Origin of the sequence: Streptomyces sp. NPDC085460 (assembly GCF_044541975.1) — a bacterium.
Lineage (GTDB): Bacteria > Actinomycetota > Actinomycetes > Streptomycetales > Streptomycetaceae > Streptomyces.
In genome coordinates, this window is record NZ_JBITTO010000003.1 from 686,093 (window position 1) to 706,883 (window position 20,791).

Annotated in this window: 13 protein-coding genes, 1 tRNA gene and 1 riboswitch; of the genes, 9 read left to right on the top strand and 5 right to left on the bottom strand. The window is 75.8% G+C overall.

Translation table 11 applies throughout. From position 1 onward, the window contains the following. Nucleotides 1-195: 195 nt before the first annotated feature. The 6 genes from ACIGHB_RS11025 (at nt 196) to ACIGHB_RS11050 (ending at nt 5,715) form a co-directional block, all read left to right on the top strand. Complete coding sequence (locus tag ACIGHB_RS11025; protein WP_360319863.1) at nt 196-690, top strand: rhodanese-like domain-containing protein; 495 nt, start codon at nt 196-198, stop codon at nt 688-690. A gap of 65 nt (nt 691-755) precedes the next feature. After that, a tRNA-Met gene (locus ACIGHB_RS11030) sits at nt 756-829 on the top strand. 113 nt (nt 830-942) lie between these two features. Then, a complete protein-coding gene (locus ACIGHB_RS11035) occupies nt 943-1,683 on the top strand; it encodes a MerR family transcriptional regulator (protein ID WP_399911571.1) in 741 nt (246 codons plus the stop codon). A gap of 293 nt (nt 1,684-1,976) precedes the next feature. After that, nucleotides 1,977-3,080, top strand: coding sequence for a PP2C family protein-serine/threonine phosphatase (locus ACIGHB_RS11040; RefSeq protein WP_360319886.1), 1,104 nt, complete (start codon nt 1,977-1,979; stop codon nt 3,078-3,080). 226 nt (nt 3,081-3,306) lie between these two features. Continuing rightward, nucleotides 3,307-3,458, top strand: a riboswitch (cyclic di-AMP (ydaO/yuaA leader). Between the two features lie 11 nt (nt 3,459-3,469). Next, nucleotides 3,470-4,684, top strand: coding sequence for a peptidoglycan DD-metalloendopeptidase family protein (locus ACIGHB_RS11045; RefSeq protein ID WP_399911574.1), 1,215 nt, complete (start codon nt 3,470-3,472; stop codon nt 4,682-4,684). A 71-nt stretch (nt 4,685-4,755) separates the two neighbouring features. Further along, nucleotides 4,756-5,715, top strand: a complete 960-nt coding sequence (locus ACIGHB_RS11050) for an aldo/keto reductase (RefSeq protein ID WP_399911577.1) — start codon at nt 4,756-4,758, stop codon at nt 5,713-5,715. Nucleotides 5,716-5,747: 32 nt separating this feature from the next. On the opposite strand, the gene ACIGHB_RS11055 is transcribed toward ACIGHB_RS11050, so the two are convergent. The 4 genes from ACIGHB_RS11055 to ACIGHB_RS11070 form a co-directional block, all read right to left on the bottom strand. Continuing rightward, a complete protein-coding gene (locus ACIGHB_RS11055) occupies nt 5,748-7,040 on the bottom strand; it encodes a PrsW family intramembrane metalloprotease (protein WP_360319889.1) in 1,293 nt (430 codons plus the stop codon). 256 nt (nt 7,041-7,296) lie between these two features. Next, the gene (gene trmB / locus ACIGHB_RS11060; protein WP_360319892.1) at nt 7,297-8,016 is read right to left on the bottom strand and encodes a tRNA (guanosine(46)-N7)-methyltransferase TrmB; all 720 of its coding nucleotides are present in this window, start codon (nt 8,014-8,016) and stop codon (nt 7,297-7,299) included. A gap of 96 nt (nt 8,017-8,112) precedes the next feature. Next, nucleotides 8,113-9,297, bottom strand: coding sequence for an L-2-hydroxyglutarate oxidase (gene lhgO, locus ACIGHB_RS11065; protein WP_399911580.1), 1,185 nt, complete (start codon nt 9,295-9,297; stop codon nt 8,113-8,115). A 142-nt stretch (nt 9,298-9,439) separates the two neighbouring features. Beyond that, complete coding sequence (locus ACIGHB_RS11070) at nt 9,440-10,888, bottom strand: MFS transporter (protein WP_360319877.1); 1,449 nt, start codon at nt 10,886-10,888, stop codon at nt 9,440-9,442. A gap of 707 nt (nt 10,889-11,595) precedes the next feature. On the opposite strand from ACIGHB_RS11070, the gene ACIGHB_RS11075 reads away from it, so the two are divergent. The 3 genes from ACIGHB_RS11075 (at nt 11,596) to ACIGHB_RS11085 (ending at nt 18,608) form a co-directional block, all read left to right on the top strand. Beyond that, nucleotides 11,596-13,791: an asparagine synthase-related protein gene (locus ACIGHB_RS11075; protein ID WP_360319880.1), complete on the top strand. Its 2,196-nt coding sequence runs from the start codon at nt 11,596-11,598 to the stop codon at nt 13,789-13,791. A gap of 115 nt (nt 13,792-13,906) precedes the next feature. Beyond that, on the top strand, nt 13,907-14,509 hold the full coding sequence (locus tag ACIGHB_RS11080) for a Uma2 family endonuclease (RefSeq protein ID WP_399911583.1): 603 nt from the start codon (nt 13,907-13,909) through the stop codon (nt 14,507-14,509). 73 nt (nt 14,510-14,582) lie between these two features. Next, nucleotides 14,583-18,608, top strand: a complete 4,026-nt coding sequence (locus ACIGHB_RS11085) for an AfsR/SARP family transcriptional regulator (protein WP_399911586.1) — start codon at nt 14,583-14,585, stop codon at nt 18,606-18,608. Here ACIGHB_RS11085 and ACIGHB_RS11090 read toward each other — a convergent pair. Beyond that, a complete protein-coding gene (locus ACIGHB_RS11090) occupies nt 18,595-20,679 on the bottom strand; it encodes a sigma-70 family RNA polymerase sigma factor (protein ID WP_399911589.1) in 2,085 nt (694 codons plus the stop codon). The genes ACIGHB_RS11085 and ACIGHB_RS11090 overlap by 14 nt on opposite strands. Nucleotides 20,680-20,791: the final 112 nt, after the last annotated feature.

A 20,791-nucleotide genomic window follows, 5' to 3' on the forward strand; every position in this document is an offset into this window, starting at 1 on the left:
GGCCGTACGCGCGCGTGCCCGCGCCCATGGCAGGGCCGCGCGGCGCCGGATCCCGCTCGTTCCGGTCTCGTTCCGGTCTCGCACCGTGAGATCCACGCCGACCGACGGCGATCGCCCGGGTTTCCCCGGCCGCGGCGGCCGTCCGCCGTGGAACCCCACTTCAGTGCGATGATCTTCGTCCGTAGATTGATCACCATGACGACGACAGACGCCCCGGTCAACCCCGTACTGCGCACCCCGCCGGCCTCGCCCGCCGCCGCGGCCGCCTACTTCTCCGCCAGCCTCGCCTTCCACGCGGACGTCTCCGACGTGGCCGCCGCCCTGGCCACCGCCCGCGCCGAGGGCACCGACCCCGGCTTCGTGGTGATCGACTCCCGCTCGACGGCCTCCTGGGACCAGGGTCACATCCCCGGCGCCGTCCACCTCCCGACCGCGCTCATCCCCGAGCAGGCGGAGCAGCTCCTCGACCGGGCCGTCCCGGTCGTCACCTACTGCTGGGGCCCCGGCTGCAACGGCGCCACCCGCGCGGCGCTCGCCCTCGCCGAGCTGGGCTTCCAGGTGAAGGAGATGCTCGGCGGCTTCGAGTACTGGGCGCGCGAGGGCTTCCCGTACGAGACGTGGGAGGGCCCCGCGGAGCGGACCGCCGACCCGCTGACGGCGCCGGTCGATTCCGAGGACTGCGGCTGCTGAGCCCCGGCCGCCGGGATATCGGATTTTGGATCCCGCGACCCATGCCGTAAGGTCATATTCACCGACGCGGGGTGGAGCAGCTCGGTAGCTCGCTGGGCTCATAACCCAGAGGTCGCAGGTTCAAATCCTGTCCCCGCTACTCAGTAGCCCGAAGGCCCGGATCGTCTCAGACGGTCCGGGCCTTCGGCGTTCCCGGGGTCCGTCCCGTGGCGGCTTGACCTTTACGCAACGTCAAGTTCTACCGTTCCGGACATGGAGTGGTCGATCCAAGAGATCGCCAGGAAGGCCGGCACCACCAGCCGCACGCTCCGCCACTACGGCGAGCTGGGGCTGCTGGAGCCGAGCCGGATCGGCGCGAACGGTTACCGGTACTACGACCAGACGGCGCTCGTGCGCTTGCAGCGGATCCTGCTGCTGCGCGAGCTCGGGCTCTCCCTGCCCGCGATCGCCGAGGTCCTCGAAGGCCAGCGGGACACCTCGGCCGCCCTGCGCACGCATCTGGCCCTCCTCCAGCAGGAGCGCGAGCGCATCGGGCGGCAGATCGAGGCCGTGCGGACCACTCTCCACAAGACCGAGAAAGGAGAACAGCTCATGGCCGAGGAAGTATTCGACGGCTTCGATCACACGCAGTACGAGGCGGAGGTCACCGAACGGTGGGGCCGCGACGCGTACGAGCAGGGGGACCGCTGGTGGCGGTCGCTCGGCGAGGCCGAGAAGAAGGAGTTCATGGAGACGCAGGCGGCCATCGCCCGCGACTTCGGTGCGGCGGCCGCCGCCGGGCTCGCGCCCGGCAGCGACGAGGTGCAGGCGCTGGCCCGGAGGCAGTACGACTGGCTCTCCGTCACCACGCGGCCGACGAAGGAGTACCTGATCGGGCTCGGCCAGATGTACGTGGACGACCCCAGGTTCACCAAGAACTACGACCAGCACGGCGAGGGCACCGCGGTCCTGGTCCGTGACGCCCTGACGATCTGGGCCGAGCGGAACCTCTGACCGCCACGGGCTGACGGCACGGCTCCGCTGGGGTCGGCGTCGTACGCCCGGTCGGCCCTCCGCCGGTCGCCGTCGGGGCCGGTCGCGGGGACCCTGGGAGGGTGCGCGGCGCCGGGCCCGGCGGCGGGCCGGCGACCGGGCAGGAGTACGCGGTGACACACCCTCGGGGAGCGGCGGGCGGTCGGCGGCGGGGCGGGAAGCCCCGCCGTGCGGTCCGGTCCGGCGCTCCCCGGACGCCGTACGGCGGCGGGCCGCCGGCGCAGTCCGCTCCCTACGGGGCCGCCCGGAGGTTCCTGCGGGCGCTGCCGCCGCTGATCATCGTCGGCGGGGTGTTCTTCGACCTGGCGACCCCGGCGGCGTACACGGCGGCGCCGCTCTTCTCCGCCGCCCCGCTGGTCGCCGCGCCGTTCTTCTCCCGGCTCACGACCCTGCTGACCGGGATCGCGGCGATCCTGGCCTCGATCGGGCTGCACGCGTACAACGACACGCTGTCCGACGTGCCCTCGCTCACCGAGACCCTGACCGTGGTGACCGTCTCGGCGCTCGCGATGCTGATCAACCTGGTGGTGCGGCGCAGCGGGGAGCGGCTGGCGTCGGCGCGGGTGATCGCGGAGGCGGCGCAGCGGGCGGTGCTGCCCATGCCGGCGGAACGGATCGCGGGGCTCCAGTGCGCGGCCCGGTACGAGGCGGCGCAGGCGGACGCGTTCATCGGCGGCGATCTGTTCGCGGTGCAGGACACCCCGCACGGGGTGCGGCTCGTGGTCGGGGACGTGCGGGGCAAGGGGATGGACGCGGTGGAGGCGGTGGCCGTCGTCATCGGCGCCTTCCGGGAGGCGGCCGAGCAGGAGGCGGCGCTGGAGGGGGTGGCGCAGCGGCTCGAACGGGCGCTCACGCGGGAGGGGACCCGGCGCGAAGGGCTCGACGCCTTCGAGGGGTTCACGACGGCTGTGCTCGCGGAGGTCCGGCACGAGGGGGGCGGAGTCCGTGTGGTGAACCGGGGGCATCCGCCTCCGCTGCTGCTGTACGGGGACGGGCGTCTGGAGACGGTCGAGCCGGCCGAGGCGGCGCTGCCCCTGGGGATGGGGGAGTTGGCGGTCTGGCCGGACCGGGCCGACGAGCGGCCGTACCCGCCGGGCGCGACGCTGCTCTTCTACACGGACGGGCTGTCGGAGGCGCGGGACGCGTACGGCGTCTTCTACGATCCGGCGGCCCGGCTCGCGGGGGCGGTCTTCCCGGGGCCCGAGGAGCTGCTCGACGCGCTCGTGGACGACGTGCGGCGGCACACCGGAGGCGGTTCGACGGACGACATGGCGCTGCTCGCGGTGAGCCGTCCGGCGGCGGGGGCGCCCGAGCGGAGGCGGACGATGCCGGTGGTGCCGCCCGAGCCCGCGCGCTGAGCGGAGCCGCTGTCACCGTGCGTGCTCGCGAGGTGTCACAGCGATAACAATTGACACAACGTCAGATTCCGAGGGTTTGGCCGGGCCTCGCTGAACGGGGGTCAACTCGGGCGAATCCCTGCCAATTCAATGAATGATCAAGAGGAACGGCTTGGAATAGGGCCGCCGTGTCTATTAACGTTCGATAACGCAGCGCGGTCGTCCCAGCCGTCGCAAGAGACGGCTCCGTGCGCACACGCCGAATCCCGAAAGGGAACCGGGGAACCATCCCTTGGGGTGAATCGGGCCCCTCGCACACCCCCCGTGCGAAAACGCCCGTAGGAGACCTTCCTGCTCCGAACCCGTCAGCTAACCCGGTAGGCGAGAAGGAAGGAAAGGAGCGCGCCTCCGTGGCGTCCAACACCCCCGTACCCGGTGCCCCCTTCGAGCCCTTCGGCGGCCCGGGTGCCGTCGGAGCGGACGACCCGGCCGGCACAGTGCCGGGCGCGTACGACCCCCCCTCCTTCACCCCCGCGCCCGGGGAGTGGAACCCGACCGAGGGCTCCCTGCGCGCCGAGAGCCGCGCGGGCGGCCGGCACCGGGTCGTGAAGCAGCGCTCCAACTTCGCCCGCTCCTCCACCGTCCTCGGCGTCGGCGTCATCGCCGCCGTCGGCGCGGGCGGCCTCGCCACCGCGCAGGAGAAGCCCCCGGTCGCGATCTCCCTCCCGGACCTCCCCGACCTCGGCCTGCCGGACGCCCACGACCTGCCCGGCGTCGGCGCCCTGCTGCCCGGCGGCGACGAGGAGCCGGCCCCCGCCCCGGTCGAGGACACCCTGGTGGCCGCCGCGGGCGGCACGGCCACGAAGCCGCTCACCTCGATCACGTACAACGCCCCGGCCGACACCGCCGCCGGCACCGAGGCCGGGGAGCGCACCGCCTCCGCCTCCGACGCGGGCGAGGCCCTGCGCGCCCGCATCCTCCAGCAGGCCGAACAGCAGCAGCAGGCCGCCGTCGACGCCGAGAAGCTGGCCGCCGAGAAGGCCGCCGCCGAGAAGGCCGCCGCGGACGCCAAGGCCAAGGCGGAAGCCGCCGAGAAGGCCGAGGCCGAGGCGAAGGCCCGGGCGGAGGCCAAGGCGGAGGCGGAGCGGATCGCGAAGGAGAAGGCCGAGGCCGAGCGGATCGCCGCCGAGAAGGCCGAGGCCGAGCGGCTCGCCAAGCTGGCCGCCAGCTACTCCATGCCGCTCTCCTCGTACACCCTGACCTCCACCTACATGCAGTCCGGTTCGATGTGGTCCTCCGGCTACCACACGGGCCTCGACTTCGCCGCCCCCACCGGCACCCCGCTCAAGGCGGTGCACGGCGGCACCATCACCTCGGCCGGCTGGTCCGGCTCGTACGGCTACCGGATCGTCCTCCAGCTGGAGGACGGCACCGAGGTCTGGTACTGCCACCTCTCCTCCATGACCGTCGCCGCCGGCCAGACCGTCACCACCGGCGAGACCATCGGCCGCGTCGGCGCCACCGGCAACGTCACCGGGCCCCACCTCCACATGGAGGTCCACACCCCGGACGGCTCGGGCATCGACCCGGCCGAGTGGCTGCGGTCCAAGGGCCTGACGGTCTGAGCCCGCCTTCCGGTCGGGGTTCAGGCTCCCCTATCGGAATACGCCCGGCGGTGCACGGAGTTGATGTCCGTATGACGTCACCTCTGCGCCCGCTGGGCACCTCCGACCTGCATGTCTTCCCGCTCGCCCTCGGGGGCAACGTCTTCGGCTGGAGCGCCGACGAGGAGCGGTCGTTCGGCGTCCTCGACGCCTACGCGGCGGCCGGCGGCAACTTCGTGGATACCGCCGATGTCTATTCGGAGTGGGTCGAGGGCAACGAGGGCGGCGAGTCCGAATCGATCATCGGCCGCTGGCTGGCCGCCCGGGGCAACCGCTCCGACATCGTCGTCGCCACCAAGGTCGGCGCCCACTCCCGCCTCAAGGGCCTCTCCGCCCCCACCATCAAGGCCGGCGCGGAGGAGTCCCTGCGCCGCCTCGGCACCGACTACATCGACCTCTACTACACGCACTTCGACGACGAGTCGGTGCCGGTGGAGGAGATCGTCACCGCCCTCGACCAGCTCGTGAAGGACGGCAAGGTGCGGGCCGTCGCCGCGTCCAACATCTCCCCGGAGCGGCTGCGCGCCTCCCTCGACTTCGCCGAGGCCGAGGGACTCGCCCGCTACGTGGCGCTCCAGCCCGAGTACAACCTCGTCGCGCGGGAGAAGTACGAGGGCCCGCTCCTCGACACCGCCGCCGCCACCGGCCTGGCCGCCGTCCCGTACTACGGCCTCGCCGCCGGCTTCCTCACCGGCAAGTACCGGCCCGGCCGGACCGTCGAGAGCGTCCGCGCCCGGGGCGCCTCCGCGCTCGCCGAGACCGCGCGCGGGCAGGCCGTCCTCGCCGCGCTCGACGAGGTCGCGGAGGCCCACGGCGCCGAGCCGGCGACCGTCGCCCTCGCCTGGCTCGCCTCCCGCCCCACCGTCGCCGCGCCGATCGCCTCGGCCCGCACGGTCGAGCAGGTCCCCGCCCTGGTCGCGGCCGCCGCCCTGACCCTGACGGCGGAGGAAACGGCCCGCCTGACGGCCGCCTCCGAGACGCCCCAGGGCTAGGGCCTGTCCGGCGGATCAGGGCCGGACAGGCGCTAGCCCTTGTAGGGGTTGTAGCCGCCGTAGTCGAGGTACTGCGGCGGCACCCACACCCGGCCGGTCGCCCGCGCCGCGTACGAGAGCGCGGGCGAGGCCGTCGCCCGGCGCTCCCACAGGTGGTGCAGCAGCTCCTGCTCCCGCGCGGCGAAGTCCGGCACGGGCACGGTGCCCCGGCGGGCCCGCTCGCGCAGGAAGGCCAGGGTGGTGGCGAAGGACTCGTACTCGCCGACCGCCCGCGCCCCCGCCTTGCCGTACGTACGGGACGCCACCGCGCGCGCGGTACGGCGGGCCCGCATCGAGGACAGCGCCAGCGGCTCCTCCGGCGAGAGCCAGCCGGCCGCCGCGTACGCCGGCAGGACCCCGGCGATCGTGCGCAGCTCCTTCTGCCGGCTCCACACCGCGAGCCAGGTCAGCAGCCCGAAGGCCGGGACCATGAAGACCGCGTACACGGCGTAGAAGGCGAGCGGGCCGCCGAAGGTCGCCGAACCGTTCCACAGCGCGTGCACGCCCATCGCGAGCAGCAGACCGGCGAGCGGCAGCAGGACCCGGCGCAGCCGCTTCCCGCGCGGGGCGAGCGCGGCCAGACCGAAGCCGATGCCGGTGAGCACCGTGAAGAGCGGGTGCGCGAACGGCGACATCACGACCCGGACGAAGAAGGTGCCGGCGGTGACGGCGCCGATCCCGCCGTCGCCGAGGTCCTGGTCCTCGCCGAAGGCGTTGCCCAGATAGAGGATGTTCTCGGTGAACGCGAAGCCGGTCGCGGTGAAGCCGGCGATCACCACCCCGTCGACCAGACTGCGGAAGTCCCGCCGCCGGAAGAGGAAGAGCAGCAGGATCGCGGCGGCCTTCGCGGACTCTTCGACCACCGGGGCGATCACGGTGGCGCCGAGGTCGTCGGCCGAGCGCGGGTCGGCGGTCGCGGTGGCGATCCAGCGGACGGCGAAGGAGTTCGCCAGGATCGCGACCAGGGCGGCGGCGAACGCGCCCCAGGCGAAGGCGAACAGCAGGTTCTTCCACGGGCCGGGCTCGACCCGGTCGAGCCAGCGGAACGCCGCCATGAGCAGCGGTACGGGCAGGACCGCGAGGCCCAGGCCGACGAGGAACCCCTCCGTGCCGGTCTGCTCCCGCACCAGCGCCAGGATGACCAGGGCGCAGAGCGCGAGGAGGACGATCAGGGTGACGGCCCGGACGATCCTGCTCCGCCAGAACGCCCGCCGGGGCCGGTACCGCCACTGGCTCCGGTCGGCGGCCACGGCGAACGACGGCTCGTCCCCGTCCCGCGCGGGCACGTCGGCGTGCGGAAGGGACGCCCGGGTCTCGACCGCGGGCGGCCCGGCCTGCGATGGCAGGTGCGCCGGGGGCTGGGAGGCGGGCGTGGACGGCGGAGACGGCGGGGACGGCTCGGGCGACGAGGCCGACGGCAGGGGGTGTGACACGCCTCGACCCTAGCGACCGCCACCGACAGGGGCGACGGACTTGCGGACCGGGGCTACTTCCTCCGGAAGGCGAGGCCGGGGCTCGTTCCTCCGGAGGAGGAGGCCGGGGCTACTTCCTCCGGAAGAGGAGGTCGTGCACGACGTGGCCCTTGTCCAGGCCCTGGCCCTCGAACCGGGTGAGCGGCCGGAAGTCGGGGCGGGGCGCGTAGCCGCCGTCGGGGGCGGTGTTCTCGAAGTCGGGGTGCGCGGACAGCACCTCCAGCATCTGCTCCGCGTACGGCTCCCAGTCCGTGGCGCAGTGCAGGACCCCGCCGGGCTTCAGCCGGGTCGCGAGCAGGGTCAGGAACTCGGGCTGGATGAGCCGCCGCTTGTGGTGCCGCTTCTTCGGCCACGGGTCGGGGAAGTAGACGCGGCAGCCGTCGAGGGCGGCCGGGTCGAGCATCTCGCGCAGCAGGATGATCGCGTCGCCGTTGGCGACCCGGACGTTGGTCAGGCCGTTGCGGTCTGCGAGGCCGAGGAGGTTGCCCTGCCCGGGGGTGTGCACGTCGACGGCGAGGATGCCGGTGCCGGGGTCGGCGGCGGCCATCTGCGCGGTCGCCTCGCCCATCCCGAAGCCGATCTCCAGGACGACGGGCAGCCCCCCGAACAGCTCGCCGAGGTCCAGCACCCGCTTGCCGTCGATGTCCAGACCCCAGTCCGGCCACCGCTTCAGCATGGCCTCGGCCTGCCCGGCCGTGACCCGGCTCCGGCGCGGCTGGAAACTCCGGATCCGCCGCTCGAAGTGCGCGCCCGCGGGGTCGGGCGAGGGGCCCTCGCCGGGCGCGAACATACGGCTCCCGCGGCGGGCGACGGACTCGGTGCGATTCTCATGCTGCTCAGACACAATGCGGCCCATCGTACGGGCCCCGCGCGGGGGCGCGGCGTGTCAGAGCAGGGCCAGGGCGCGGCGGGCGATCTCCCGGCCGATGGGGAGGGAGGCCGTCGCCGCGGGCGAGGGCGCGTTGAGGACGTGGACCGCGCGTGTTCCCTCGCGGATCAGGAAGTCGTCCACCAGCGTGCCGTCCCGCAGCACCGCCTGGGCCCGCACGCCCGCCGCCGCGGGCCGCAGGTCCGACTCGCCGACCCCGGGCAGCAGCCGCCGCACCGCCTCGGTGAAGGCCCGCTTCGACAGGGAGCGGCGCAGCTCGCCCGCGCCGTACCGCCAGTGCCGGCGGGCGATGGTCCAGGAGCCGGGCCACGCGAGGGTGCCGGTGAGCTCGCCGGGGTGGACGACGCCCCAGTCGTACCCCTCGCGCGCCAGGGCCGGCACCGCGTTCGGCCCGATGTGGACGCCGCCGTCGATGCCCCGGGTGAGGTGCACGCCGAGGAACGGGAAGGCGGGGTCGGGCACCGGATAGACCAGGCCCCGCACCAGGGAGGGGTCGGCCAGCTCGTAGTACTCGCCCCGGAAGGGGACGATCCGCATGCCCGGATCGTCGCCGGTGAGCCGCGCCACCCGGTCGCAGTGCAGCCCCGCGCAGTTCACCAGGACCTTGCCGCGCACGATCCGCTGGTCGGCGGTGCGCACGGCGACGCCCCACGGGCGCCGGTCGACCGCGGTGACCTCCGCGCCGTAGAGGATCTCCGCGCCGGAGCTTTCGGCGAGCCGCCGGGCGACCGCCTTGTAGTCGACGATGCCGGTGGTGCCGACGTGGATCGCGGCGAGCCCCCGCACCCGGGGTTCGTACGCGGTGATCTGCGACGGCCCGAGCTCGCGCACCGGGATGCCGTTCTCCCTGCCGCGCTGGACCAGCGCGTGCAGCCGGGGCAGCTCCTCGCGCGCGGTGGCGACGACGAGCTTGCCCGTCACCTGGTGGGGGATGTCCCACTCCGCGCAGAACTTGACCATCTCGGCCGCGCCCTCGACGGCGAACCGCGCCTTCAGGGAGCCGGGCCGGTAGTAGATGCCGCTGTGGATGACGCCGCTGTTGCGCCCGGTCTGGTGGCGCGCGGGGCCGTCCTCCTTCTCCAGGACGGCGACGCGGGTGCCGGGCGCGGCGCGCTGGAGCGCGTACGCCGTCGACAGACCGACGATCCCGCCGCCGATCACCAGCACGTCACAGTCAAACACCAGCGCCACCTCCCACCCCTGATAGTGCACTGGCCCACTGACAATCCCGCTAAACGCCCGCGTCGTGGGATGCGCGTCACGCTTTCGCGCGCGCCCCGGTCACGAGCCGTCACGCCCCCCGCGCACGGCCCCGCACCGCCCCTCACGCCGGGGCGACGAGCAGCGGCCGGGCGCGCTCCCGCAGCTCCATGACCCGCGGCTCGTGCCCGTACGGTTCGAGGCGGTGCAGCAGGTCCCGTACGTACTCCGTGGTCCGCGCGGAGGAGATCCGCCCGGCCACCTCCACCGCGCGCGTGCCCGCCGCGCAGGCCGCGTCGAGGTTGCCGGACTCCAGCTCGGCGACGGCCGAGACCACGAGCCGCAGCCCGTGCGAGCGGACGAACTCCTCCGTCGGCCGGGACAGCGCCTGCTCGGTGAAGCGCCGCACCTCGCGTGGCATCCGCAGGTCCCGGTAGCACTCGGCGGCGTCCGCGCAGAACCGGTCGTACGAGTAGAAGCCGAGCCACGTCGGGTCGGCGTCGCCGTCCCGGGAGCGCTCCAGCCACCCCTCGGCGGACTTCAGCGCCCCCGCCGCCGCGGGCCCGTCGCCGGCCTTGGCGTGCGCGCGCGCCTCGACCAGCCGGAAGAACGACATGGTGCGGGCGGTGGCGAGCCCCCGGTTCCGTTCGAGCGCGGCCTGCGCCAGGTCCACGCCCTCGTCGGCGAAGCCCCGGTAGGTGGCCTGGAGGGACATCGAGGCGAGGACGTACCCGCCGAGCGGCACGTCGGCGGCGGCCCGCGCGAGCCGCAGCGCCTGGATGTAGTACCGCTGGGCCGCCTCCTGCTGCCCGGTGTCGAAGGCCATCCATCCGGCGAGCCGGGTCAGCTCCGAGGTCGCCCCGAAGAGCGCCCGGCCGACCTCGTCGGAGTACGAGCCGAGCAGCAGCGGCGCCGCGTCCACCCTTAAGCACTCGGGGACCATCGAGGAGCGCCAGTCCCCGCCGCCGTACTTGGAGTCCCACTTGCGCGCGTCCTCGGCCGCCTCGCGGAGCTTGGCGACGTCGCTGTGCCCCACGCGCGCGTGCTCCCCGGAACCGGCGGGCCCGGGACCGCCGGCCGCCGCGCCCCGCCCGGCCGTCCGCTCCACCGACGGGTCGGCGGGGGTGATCAGCCACCGGGAGGCGGGGGTCGCGTAGGCGCTGACCGAGAAGGAACCGGCCAGCGACTGCCAGATGCCGCCCCCGCCGGCCCGTCGCCCGGCGAGGTCCAGCCGGTAGAGGTCGGTGGCGGCGCGGACCGCCTCGCCCACGTCACGGGGGAAGGCGAGGCCCACCTCGGGCGCCGGATCGGCGTCGGCGAGCCCGATCTCGTGCAGCGGCACCGGACGGCCCAGCTTCTGCCCGATCGCCGCGGCGATCAGGTGCGGCGCGGCGCCCTGCGGCACCATCCCCTTGGAGACCCAGCGGGCCACCGAGGTCTTGTCGTAGCGCAGCGTCAGACCGCGCTGCGCGCCGAGGTCGTTGACGCGCCGGGCGAGGCCGGCGTTGCTGATTCCCGCGAGGGCGAGAACGGCGCCGAGCTTCTCGTTCGGCCCGCGTTGCTCCCTGGACATACGCCACCCCTCGACATCCAGACGGCCGCCGCGACGCCGGGCATAGGCGGGCGGCATTCGTAAACACAGCGTAGTTCGCCGCATCCCCACCGTTAAGGGGCGGAGTTCCGTATGGCGAGATTGTTGTGTGAAGAGCGGTCCGGGGCGGTCCGCCGTCCGGACCGTGCTCCGGCCGTGTGGCCGTGCGCCCGGCCGTGCGCTCTCGTCGCTCCGCCCCGGGAGGGCTTCCATGGGTGCTGCGTGGGTCGGCCCGTCCGGCCGGGCGCGGGGCCCCTCCGGGTTCCGGTCCGGTACCGGTGGGCTGGGGGACACCGCCGCTCCATTCCCCGCGGGCGGCGGACGGCGCCGGGGGGCGGGTCGCCTCCCGGACTGCCGAGCAGCCGGGAGGCGCCGGCGCGAGCGGAGCCCTCGGGGCGGCCGCGTCTCCGTGATCCCTTCGTGCCTGACGGCACATCAAACCTCTTGCCGGGGGCGAGAATCAGCCGAATCCGCCGGCGCCCCGGGCGCGTTCGGCGGGGGCGGGATCCCCGTACGGAAACCCCGGCCGGCCCTCCCGCCCGACACCCCCGCGTCACCGCCCGCACCCCACCCGGCCAACTGGCGCATGCCAGGGGCGCATTCGGCTTTCGCGCGCGTGCACCCGGACCCCGCCCCGTGCGCCGTTGTCATGGCAGCATGGCCCCACCGAAACGGACGTGGAGGCGCCGATGCGATGGCTGGTGGGCTGGAGCAGTGTCGCCGCGAGGTACGCCACGACCGCCGGGGCGCGTACCGGGGCGACGCACAGCGCGCACGGCGCGAACGGCGCGTACGGCTCCGGAATCCCGCCCCACGCGCCCCCCTTCGCCGAGAGCGGCGGGCACGTCGGGGGGCGCACGGTGCAGCCGGTGGGCGCACAGCTGCTGTGGGGCGACCCCGACCCCCTGTGGGCGGTCGGCGACTGGCGCCCCGACGAGGTCCGGGTGATCGCCCTCGACGACGGCACACGGCTCGCCGTCCTCGGCTGCTGCGCCGCGGGCGACGACGAACTCCGCCGCGGTCTCGTCACCGCGCGCGGCGGCGCCCTGCGCCACCTCACCGCCTGGCCCGGCAGCTACACCGCCGTCGTGAAGGCCGGCCGCCGGATCACCGTCACCGGCGACCTCGCCGGCGCCCGGCCCGTCTTCCACACCCCCTGGGAGGGCGGCACCGCCTACGCCACCGCCGCCCTCCCGCTCGCCGACCTCGTCGAGGCCCAGCTCGACATCGGCCACCTCGCCGCGCTGCTCGCCTGCCCCGAGTCCCCGGAGGCGCTGCGCGACTCCACCCCGTACGAGGGCGTCCGGCGGGTCCCGCCCGGCCACGCGCTGATCCTGCGGGAGGGCTCCCGCGAGATCGCCGGGTACGAGACGGTGGCCTCGCTCGCCGTCGCCGCGCCGGAGGCCGAGCCCCGGCAGGCCGTCGAGGCGGTCAGGGACGCGCTCGTGGAGTCCGTACGGGCCCGGCTCACCGCCCCCCGGCACGCGCCCGAGGCGCCCCTGCCCGACCCCGGACCCGTCCCCGGCATGGGGCCCGCGGACCGGCGGGCGGCCCGCGGCGCGGGACCCGCGCCCGGCATCGGCGCCGACCTGTCCGGCGGCAGCGCCTCCGCCACCCTCGCCCTGCTCGCCGCCGGACTGCCCGGCGTGCCCGGCACCGTCCTCGGGCACGCGGGCGCGGGGGAGCGGCTGCTCGCCGTCACCTTCACCGACCTGGCGGCCACGCCCGGCCCCGGCCGCACCGCCGAACTCGAACGGGCCCGGGAGCTCGCCGCCGACCCCCGGCTGCGCCACGTCGTCGTCACGGCGGGCGAGGAGGCCCTGCCCTACGCCGCCCTGGACGGGCCGCTCACCGACGAGCCCGGCCCCGCGCTGGTCACCGCCGAACGCCACCGCAGGCGGCTCGCGGGAGGCAGCGCCGACCACTTCACCGGCCTGGGCGCCAAACAGGTCCTCGACGCGCACCCGGCCCGCCTCGCCGACCTGCTGATGGACCGCAGGCGCCGCTCCCTGGTCCGCCCGGTGACCGCCCTCGCCAGGGCGACCGGCCCGTCGGCGGGCTCCTTCCTGGTGCCGGTCACCGTCTATCGCGCGGCGCGCAGGCTCGCCCGTACCCCCTACCGGACAGGTCTGGAGACCGCCGCCCGGCACGTCCTCGACGCCAACCGGGACCCCGCCGACGCCCACGGCCCGCTGGCGGCCTCGCTCTCCGCGCTCGCCTGGTCCCGGCCGGGCCCGGCGGCCCGCTGGCTGACCGGGGAGGCACTGGCCGAGGTGGCGGCCCGGCTGAACCGCGCGGCCACCCTGCCGCCGTCCGTCCAGCGCCCCGGCGAGGCACGCGCGCGTGCGGCCCTCGCCCGCGCGGCGGCCGACCACCGGGTACTCGAACAGGCCGCCGAGATCCGCGGCCAGCGGCTGCACGCCCCCTTCCTCGACAACCAGGTCGTCCGCGCCTGCCGCGACCTCCCCGAATCCCTCCGCGTCCAGCCCGAGGCGCGGGCCGCCGTGCTGCGCACGGTCCTCGCCGACACCGGCATCCGCGACCTGCCGTCCGGCTGGGGCGCCCCCTACCCGGCCGTCCCCGCCGGCACCGCGCGCGCGGGCCTGCGCGCCGCCCTCCCGAACCTGCTGGCCCTCTTCGACGCCCCCCTCCTCGCCGACGCGGGCCTCATCGACGCCGGCAGCGTCCGCGAGGCGCTGCGCGCGGCGGCGGACGGCGCCCGCCTCCCCCTCGACGGCCTGGCCGACCTCGTCTCCACCGAGCTCTGGCTCCGCCGCCTCCTCGCCCGCCGGGGCTCCTGCTGGACCGACACGGCCACGCCCCGCCCGCCGCGCGCGGTCCAGGGCCCGCTGATCCCGGCGTCACGGTCGCTGCCGGCGCGGTGACCGCGCTGGGCACGGCGAAACGTCACAGCACGCCCGTGCGAGTGAACGCGCTCCCGACCCGGTCCGGGTGCCCGTCCTAAGCTGGGAGCGTCGCACCGAGCGAAGGAGGCCCAGCATGGCCATGCCGCTGCCGGCATCGGACGAGGCATCTCCCGTGGAGAGGCCCGACTTCGAGGTCGCGACCGCGCAGGAGACCTTCGAGTTGTTCAGTGCCCAGGCCCCCAGGGGCTGGCGCGTGGAGCTGATCGAAGGAGAGATTTACGTGGTGCCTCCGGCCAACGGCGAGCACGAGGAGATCGTCGCCGAAGTGGTGGAGCAGGTCATCGCCCGCCGCTCCGACAAGGCTCTCCGTAACTTCACCGGCATCGGTCTCAGCCTCCCAGGGACGGGTGACCCCGTCCGTGTCATCCCCGACCTCGCGATCGCTCCCAAGGGAAGTTTCGGCGATAAGCAGGACTGGCATGCCCCCGACCCTGTCCTCCTCGTCGCCGAGGTCACCTCTGCTTCGACTGCGAGCCGGGACCGCGTCCAGAAGATCCGCGCCTACGCGCGTGCCCGGATCCCCGTCTACCTCATGATCGACCGCGAGGCCGACGAAGCCGTCGTCTGCTCCGAGCCCCACGGCGACGACTACACCCACAAGTCCATCCACAAGTTGGGGACCGAGGTCCCGCTCCCCGCCCCCCTCGGCTTCACTCTGGACACCGCCGCGTTCTGACCGCATGGCGCCTCCGGGACCAGCCCGGGGAAACCCCGAGGCGCCCCTCCCGCCCGAGGGCAAGAATGGGCCGGTGCGGTATCTCCTCCTCGGCACCACCGAGGCCCTCGGCCCCGACGGCACCCCCTTGCCCCTCGGCGGCGCGCGGCTGCGCGCGCTGCTCGCCGCGCTCGCGCTGCGCGGCGGACGGGCCGTCCCGGTCCGGGAGCTCGTCGACGACGTGTACGGGGACGAGGACGAGCCGCCGCGCGACGCGCCCGCCGCCCTCCAGGCCCTCGTCGGCCGGCTGCGCCGGGTCCTCGGCCGGGAGGCGGTCGAGGCCGTGCCGGGCCCCGGCTACCGGCTCGCCGCCGGACCGGAGGACATCGACCTGTACGTGTTCGAGCGCCGCACCGCCGAGGCCGGTGCCCTCCTCGACGCCGGCGACCCGGAGCAGGCCGCCGCCCTGCTGCGGGACGCCCTGGGGCTCTTCCGGGGCCTGGCCCTCGCCGACCTGCCCGGTCCGGCGGGCGTCCGCCCCGAGGCGCAGCGCCTGGCCGCCCTGCGCCGGCGCGTCGAGGCCGACCTGCGGCGCGGCGCCCTCGACGGACTCGTCCCGGAGCTGACCGGGCTGACCGCCACGCACCCGTACGACGAGGGCTTCCACGCGCAGCTCATCCGCGCCCTGCGCGCCGAGGGCCGGCACGCGGACGCGCTCGCCGCGTACGAGACGGCCCGCCGCACCCTCGCGGACGCCCTCGGCGCCGACCCGGGCCCCGAACTGACCGCCCTCCACCGCGACCTCCTGACCCCACCGCGCCCGGCCCGACCGTCCGCGGCGCCGGCGACCACAGCGCCGACGACCGGAGCGCTCGCGTCGGGTGCTCCGTCTTCGGGTGCTCCCGTGCCGGGCGCTTCCTCTCCGGGTGCTTCCTCTTCGGGTGCTCCCTCTTCGGGCGCTCCCGCTCCGGGTGCGGCCGCGTCGGGTGCTCCCGCGTCCGGCGTCCCGGCGTCGGCAGCGCCGCCACGCCCAGCCCCGCTGTCCGCAGCCCCGCCGTCCGGCGCTCCCGCGCCTCTGGCTCCGCCGTCCGGCGCTCCCGCGCCTCTGGCTCCGCCGTCCGGCGCTCCCGCGCCCTTGGCTCCGCCGTCCGGTGCTTCCGGGCCTCTGGCTCCGGCGTCCGGTGCGCACTCGCCCGCAGCCCCGGCGCCCGGCGCCCGGGCGTCCGGTGCCCTCGCGCCCACAGCTGCCGCGCCCGGAGCCTCGCCGCCCGGCGCTCCCGCGCCGCCCGCGTCCTCCGCGCCCGGCGCTCCCGCGCCTGCGTCCTCCGCGCCCGGCGCTCCCGCGCCCACGGCCTCCGCCGCGTCCACGGCCTCCGCGCCCGGTGGCGCTCCCGCGCCTGCGTCCTCCGCGCCTGCGTCCTCCGCGTCCGCCTCCGCCGCGTCCACGGCCTCCGCGCCCGGTGGCGCTCCCGCGCCCGCGTCCCCCGCGCCCGGCGCCCCCGCCCCCACCCGCGACCCGGCCCCGTACCCGTACCCGTACCCCGAGGCGAGCCCCACCCCGACCCCAGCCCCCACCCCCGCCCCCACCCCCACCCCCGAGACCGGCAACATCCGCCCCCGGCTGACCTCCTTCGTCGGGCGGGAGCCCGAACTCGGCGCGCTGCGGGCCGAGCTCGGACGGTTCCGGCTCGTCACGCTCACCGGGCCCGGCGGGTCGGGGAAGACGCGGCTCGCGGAGGAGGCCGCCCGGCAGGTGGCCGGGCCCCGCGCGTGGATCGCGGAACTCGCGCCGCTCGACGACCCGGGCGCGCTGCCCGGCGCCGTCCTCTCCGCGCTCCGCCTCCGCGAGATCAACCTGATCACCCGGGACGGCGTCGCGCTCCAGGACGACCCCACCGCCCACCTCGTCGAACACCTCGCCCGCACCCCCGGCCTCCTCCTGGTCCTCGACAACTGCGAGCACGTCATCGACGCCGCCGCGGCCCTCGCCGAGACCTTGCTCGCGCACTGCCCTGACCTGCGGATCCTCGCCACCAGCCGCGAACCCCTCGGCGTCCCCGGCGAGACCGTCCGCCCCGTCGAACCGCTGCCGCCGGCCCCCGCGCACCGCCTCTTCACCGACCGCGCCCGAGCCGTCCTGCCCGACTTCGACGCCGCCCCCACCCCCACCCCCACCCCCTCCCCGGACACCGCCCACGCCGTCGCGGAGATCTGCCGCCGCCTCGACGGACTGCCCCTCGCGATCGAACTGGCCGCCGCCCGGCTGCGCCTGCTCACCCCGCGCCAGATCGCCGACCGGCTCGACGACCGCTTTCAGCTCCTCACCTCCGGCGCCCGCACCCTGCTGCCCCGCCAGCAGACCCTCCGCGCGGTCGTCGACTGGTCCTGGGAGCTTCTGGACCCGGCCGAACGGGCCCTGCTCCGCAGGCTCTCGGTCTTCACCGGCGGCTGGGACCTCCCGGCCGCGGAGGCCGTCGACGCCCCGGCCCCGGGGAGCGGCACCGACACCCTCACCACCCTCGGCGCCCTCGTCGACAAGTCGCTCGTCGTCGCCGCCCCCGCCGACGACGGCGCGATGCGCTACCGCCTCCTGGAGACCATCCACGAGTACGCCGCCGAGCGCGCCGCCGAGACCCCGGAGCTGCTGGCCACCGCGGGCGCCGCCCACACCGCGCACTTCACGGCCCTCGCCGAGGAGGCCGAGCCCAAGCTCCGCTCCCGCGAGCAGCTGCCCTGGATCGACCGGCTCGAACGGGACCTCGACAACATCCGGGCCGCCCTCCACCGCACCCTCGTCACGGCCCCGGACGAGTGCGCCGGCCTCCGCCTGGTCTTCGCCATGGGCTGGTTCTGGTGGCTGCGCAACTACCGCCCGGAGGGCCTCGCCTGGACCCGGCGTGCGCTCGCCCTCGGGGAGGACCCGGACGACCCGGCCGACGCCCGGTACTGGCCGCGCATGCGCCTGCGGATGCTCTCGTTCTTCCTGGCCATGGAGGACGAGACCATGTACACGGGCAACGTCCGCGAGGACCCGACGGCGCTCGCGCTGGTCCGCCGGGTGCGGGACGCGTTCGGCCGGGAACCCGGCCCGGAGTCCGCCCGTTTCCCCGGCCTGCTGTGGCCGTTCACCGCCTACCTCACCGAGGAACCGGCGACGGTCCGCGCCCTCCTCGACGCCGGCGTCGAGACCTGCCGCCGGTACGGCGGCGACTGGGAGACCGGCGTGAGCCTGATGTTCCGGACCCACATGATCGTGGACATGCCCGACGGCATGCGCGGCGTCGACGAGGACCTGGCCGAACTCCGCGCCCTCGTCCACCGGGTCGGGGACCGCTGGATGGGCGCCCAGGTCGCCTCGGCCGCCGCCGAGGCCAACATGATGCGGGGGCGCCGGGCCGAGGCCAGGGAGGCGTACGAGGAGGCCCTGAGGCTCGCGCGGGAGGTCGGCGCCCACACCGAGGCCCCGTTCCTCCTCGCCCGGCTCGCCGAACTGACGTACCGGGACGGGGACACGGACGGCGCCGAGCGCGGTCTCGACGAGGCCGCGCGGGAGTCCGAGCGGCTCCGCCTCCGGGACGCCCACGCCTTCGTCGACGTCATGCGGGCCGTCCTCGCCCTCGACCGGGACGATCCCGCACGCGCGCGTGCCTGGATCGCCTCGGCGGGCGCCCACGCGCACGTCGGCACCCCGCCGCCGCACTTCGCCATCGCCCTGGACGGGTTCGTCGCCCGGATCGAGGCCCACGAGGGTGCGGGACCCGCGGCGGTCGCCGCCGCCGCGAACGTGCTGAGCACCGCCCTCGGCGGCCACTGCGCCGACATCATCGTCATCAGCCTCGCCGAAGGTCTCGCCTATGCCCTGCACCGGGCCGGCGACGCCGCCCGCTGCGCGCGCGTGGCGGCCGCCGTCGGTACCTGGCGGCAGGACGTCCCGCGCTCGGTGCCGGAGCGCCGCGAGGCCGAGAAGCTGGCCGCCGCCTGCCTGGCCGTCCTCGGTGAGGAGGGCCTCGCCGAGGCCCGCGCCGCAGGAGCCGGCCTCGGCCCGGAAGAAGTGCTGGCCCTGGTCGAGCCGTACACCGCCCAGGAAGGCGACGGCGACGGCGCCGTCAGGAGCAGCTGATCCGGGACTCCGCCCAGTCGGCGACGAGGGCCCGCCCGAACGGCGTGTGCTCCTCCACCACGAGCCGCAGCGTGGAGCGGCCACGGAGGTCCACGTGCACCGGGACCGCCGGGTCGCCCGGCCCGAGCACGGGCGAGCGCCACAGCCGCTCCCCGTCCCCGTACACGGAGAAGCGCACCCCGCCCCGGCCGAGCACCAGGCTCAGGTCGTCGACGCCGACGACGGCGTCGTAGGCGGTGCACTGCCGGTTGAGCCGGATGAGCAGCGAGGAAGGGGCGTGCACGCTGACCCCGTACGCGTACGTGGAGTCGCTGATCGTCATCCCCTGGCGCGGCCACATCCAGGTGTCGTTCTCCAGGACGACCTCGGGCTCGGTGCCGTCGCCGAAGGCGGCGTACGCGAGCTGGTCGACCTGGTAGACGGCGGGCGCGGCCGTCGTCGGCGGGGGTGTGGGGCTCGGGGTGGGCGTGGGGCTCGGCGGCGGGGTCGTCGGCTTCGGCGTGGGGGTCGGCGTGGGCTTCGGGGGCGGCGTCGGCTCGGGCTTGGGCGAGGGCTTCGCCGGCGGGGGCGTCGGCTTCGGGGTGGGCGTGGGCGTCGGTTTCGGCTTCGGCGGGGGCGGTGGGGTGGTGGGCTCCGGCGCGGGCGCCGGGGGCGGCGGCGGGGTGGCCGCCTCGGGCTTCTGCGAGGGCTTCGGAGAGGGCTTCGCGGGCGGCGCGGGCTCGGCCGGCGCGACGGGGAGGACGGTGGTCGGCGCGGGCCGGGGCGCGGCGACGGGCTGCGGGTCCCCGGCCATCGCCCAGACGAGTCCGGCCGCCGCGGCGACGGCCACGGCGGCGGCGATACCGGCCTTCGCGGGCGCGCCGAGCCCTTCGGCGGCGGCACCGCCCGCTCCGGCGCCGGACGTCGTCCCGCCGCCGGTGGCGGCCGCCGCGGCGCCCGCGCCGGCCGCGCCCACGGCGCCTCCGGCGACGATGCCGGCGGCCTTGAGGGAGTAGCCGGCGGCGAACCAGCCGATGACGGCGATCGGGAGCAGCGCCGGGATCCCTGCGTTGACGTGGGCGAGTTCACCGGCGGCGACCCGGCACTTGGCGCACTCGTCCAGGTGCTTGCGCAGGCCGCGCTCGGCCCGCATCCGCAGTCCGCCGCGGGCGTAGGCGCCGAGCCGGTCGGCGTACCGGGCGCAGTCGCCGCCCGAGGTGAGCGCCTGGCTGACGTGCGCCTGGAGGTACGCCTGCTTGAGTCCTTCGCGGGCGCGGCTGGCGAGGACGGCCGTGGCGTTGGCGGTCAGGCCGAAGAGAGGGGCGACCTCGCTGGGCGACTCCTCCTCGACGGTGGTGTGCCACAGGACGGCCTGCCAGCGCTCCGGCAGCGAGCGGAACGCCTGCATGGCCAGCGACTGCTCGGCCTCCTGCATGGCCCGGACCTCGGCGCCGAGGTCCAGGGTGTCCTGGTCGGAGACCTCGGAGGAGCGGGCGGCGTCGGCGGCGAAGACCGCGAAGTCCTCGACGAGGTGCTCGCGCTTCTGGGTCTTGGCCCAGCCGGCGCCGACCCGCCGGACGGTGGTCATCAGGTAGGCGCGGACGGCGTGTTCGGGTCCCGCGCCGCCGCGGACGGCCTGGAGGGTGCGGGCGAAGACCTCGGCGGTGAGGTCGTCGGCGGTGTGCGCGTCCCGGCAGCAGGTGCGGGCGTAGCGGCGGACGGCCTCGGAGTGGCGGCGGAAGAGCTCCTCGTACGCGGAGTCGTCGCCGTCCCGCATGCGGGCGATCAGATCGGCGTCGGAGTCGGGCAGATCGCGCGGCGGCGGCAGCACCCCCTCGCCCCCGTCGGCCGCCTCCCCGGCGGGTACGCCGTCGGCGCCGGGGTCCGGTACGGGGACGGGTGCGGCGCCCGGCGGCCGTTCGGCTCCGGGCGACGGGGCCTCGCGCTGCTGGGGCACGCTCGGTTCGTCCGGGCCGTGCGGCGCACCGGAAGAGCCGGGGCCGCCCTGGTTCGGTACCTGACGGGCGGGCGGGCCGTCGGCCTCCGTGGCACCGGTACCGCCCAGCGGATCGTCCCGACCGTCACCGCTCATCGCGGAAGCCCCCGTACGCACGCGCAGACCCGAACACCGGCCCCAGCCTGCCACACGGCGCGGGCACGCCGAAGCGCCGCGTCCACATACCACTCGTCCGGGGCGACTTCCC

Coding starts and splice junctions, on each gene's coding strand:
- ACIGHB_RS11025 (WP_360319863.1), top strand. CDS start 196: ATGACGACGACAGACGCCCCGGTCAACCCCGTACTGCGCACCCCGCCG.
- ACIGHB_RS11035 (WP_399911571.1), top strand. CDS start 943: ATGGAGTGGTCGATCCAAGAGATCGCCAGGAAGGCCGGCACCACCAGC.
- ACIGHB_RS11050 (WP_399911577.1), top strand. CDS start 4,756: ATGACGTCACCTCTGCGCCCGCTGGGCACCTCCGACCTGCATGTCTTC.
- trmB (WP_360319892.1), bottom strand. CDS start 8,016: ATGTTCGCGCCCGGCGAGGGCCCCTCGCCCGACCCCGCGGGCGCGCAC.
- ACIGHB_RS11070 (WP_360319877.1), bottom strand. CDS start 10,888: ATGTCCAGGGAGCAACGCGGGCCGAACGAGAAGCTCGGCGCCGTTCTC.
- ACIGHB_RS11075 (WP_360319880.1), top strand. CDS start 11,596: ATGCGATGGCTGGTGGGCTGGAGCAGTGTCGCCGCGAGGTACGCCACG.
- ACIGHB_RS11080 (WP_399911583.1), top strand. CDS start 13,907: ATGGCCATGCCGCTGCCGGCATCGGACGAGGCATCTCCCGTGGAGAGG.
- ACIGHB_RS11090 (WP_399911589.1), bottom strand. CDS start 20,679: ATGAGCGGTGACGGTCGGGACGATCCGCTGGGCGGTACCGGTGCCACG.